The 2,001-nt window shown below is 36.9% G+C and carries 1 protein-coding gene and 2 pseudogenes; 2 read left to right on the top strand and 1 reads right to left on the bottom strand.

Annotated features, from left to right (window positions below; all coding sequences use genetic code 11):
• Nucleotides 1–1,370 (top strand): Ltp family lipoprotein (locus HMPREF2613_RS05600; RefSeq protein ID WP_083279231.1); only part of this gene is annotated, 1,370 nt, incomplete at its 5' end.
• Nucleotides 1,371–1,612: 242 nt separating this feature from the next.
• On the opposite strand, the pseudogene HMPREF2613_RS11875 reads toward HMPREF2613_RS05600, so the two are convergent.
• Nucleotides 1,613–1,711 (bottom strand): annotated as a pseudogene (locus tag HMPREF2613_RS11875) (IS30 family transposase); the annotation flags it as partial.
• Between the two features lie 76 nt (nucleotides 1,712–1,787).
• Here HMPREF2613_RS11875 and HMPREF2613_RS05605 point away from each other — a divergent pair.
• A pseudogene (locus HMPREF2613_RS05605) lies at nucleotides 1,788–2,001 on the top strand (N-acetylmuramoyl-L-alanine amidase family protein); the annotation flags it as partial.

Here is a 2,001-nt window from a genome sequence, read left to right on the forward strand (position 1 = left end):
CAAAACCCGCGCCGAAGCCGGCACCAAAACCCGCACCAAAACCTACGCCGAAGCCGGCACCAAAACCGACTGAAAAACATAAAGAAACAACTCCTAAACAGGATAAATCAAAATCTAAAGCTCAGTCTGGCTGGGTAGGGTCTTCGTACTATGAAAATGGTGCTAAAGTTACTAATAAGTGGATTTTTGATAAAAAGGTTAACTCCTACTTCTATTTAAATGCATCGGGAAATTATGTCCAAAATGCCTGGGTCGGTAATTACTATCTCAAATCTGATGGTAAGAGAGCTAAGAATGAATGGATTTATGATAAGAAATCGAATTCATATTTTTATCTAACATCAGAAGGAAGTTCAGCTCGTAACACTTGGGTAGGAAATTACTACCTCAAATCAGATGGAAAGATGGCTAAGAAAGAATGGATTTATGATAAGAAATATTTTGCACATTATTATTTAACAGCAGAAGGTAGCTACGCTCGTAATACTTGGGTAGGGAATTATTATCTCAAATCAGACGGTAAGAGAGCTAAAAATGAATGGATTTATGATACGAAATCGAATTCATATTTTTATCTAACATCAGAAGGAAGTTCAGCTCGTAACACTTGGGTAGGAAATTACTACCTCAAATCTGATGGCAAGATGGCCAAGAACGAATGGATTTATGACAAAAACTACGGTTCATATTATTATCTAACAGGAGAAGGAAGCTACGCACGTAACAAATGGGTAGGTAATTACTATCTAAACTCAAACGGTAAGATGGCCAAAAATGAGTGGGTAGATGGTGGTAATTATTATGTTGATTCTGACGGAAAAATAGTTAAAAGTGACTGGATTTATGATAAAAACTATGGTTCATATTATTATCTAACATCAGAAGGCACCTATGCTCGCAACAAATGGATAGGAAATTACTATCTTAAATCAGACGGTAAGATGGCCAAGAATGAATGGGTAGATGGCGGTCGTTACTATGTTAAATCAGATGGTGAAATGGTTTGGGGCAAATGGGTAGATGGTGGCCGTTACTATGTAGGATACGACGGTGTCTGGCAACCAAAACCAGCAGACGGGAATCCATACTCAGCAGCTTTAAAGGAAGCACAAGGTTATAATAGGATTCATTTGTCAAAAAAAGGAATTTATGAGATGTTAATTTATAAAGGTTTTAATAGTGACGCTGCACAATATGCTATCAATCATTTGCAAGCCGACTATAAGGCGAATGCATTAGCTAAAGCAAGACAACACCGAAAATATAGCAATCTCTCGAAAACGAAAATTTATGACTGGCTAACTTCTCCTAGTATTGACAATTTTACCAAAGAAGAAGCAAACTATGCCATTCAACATTTGGGTGACTAATTATTTAGAATAACTATTTTAACACCAATTGACAAGTCAAGTACAACAAAGTTGTTCCTCTGATTAAGAGAGTATCTTTCAAGCTGTTTGAGTGAGCTCAAACAGCTTTTTTACCGACTATAGCCAAGTGCAAAATAGAAGGTTCTCCTATTGTCTTTTCACCCAGAACAGAATGGATTTTCCAATTTCAAAAAGGGATTGGAGTTTATAGGTATGAACAAAGGCATCTATGCTGTGTCCCGTTGGTTTCTCCCCAGTCTATGAGCAAACTCAGTAGGTTTGAGTCCTACGTTTAAATAAGCTTCAATTTCTACTCACTCAGCTTCAGATAAGTGCTTGTATAGTTATTATTTTAATGTAAAAAAGATTAAGGATATGGTATACTATAAGTGTAAATCATAAGAAAAGGAGATTTTTATGAGAAGATCAAAAAAAATTTTGGTTACAAGTTTAGCAGCAACTACTTTTGCACTTGTTTCTCTTTCAGATACAATGGGGATGTTGCCTTTCTCATCTCAGAAAGTATCTGCTCAAGAAAAGGACGCATCTAAAAATGGTAAGATTGTAAAAGAGAATACAAAACCCGCGCCGAAGCCAGCACCAAAACCCGCGCCGAAGCCGGCACCAAAAC

It is taken from the genome of Streptococcus sp. HMSC070B10, from assembly GCF_001808665.1.
In the GTDB taxonomy this organism is placed as follows: domain Bacteria; phylum Bacillota; class Bacilli; order Lactobacillales; family Streptococcaceae; genus Streptococcus.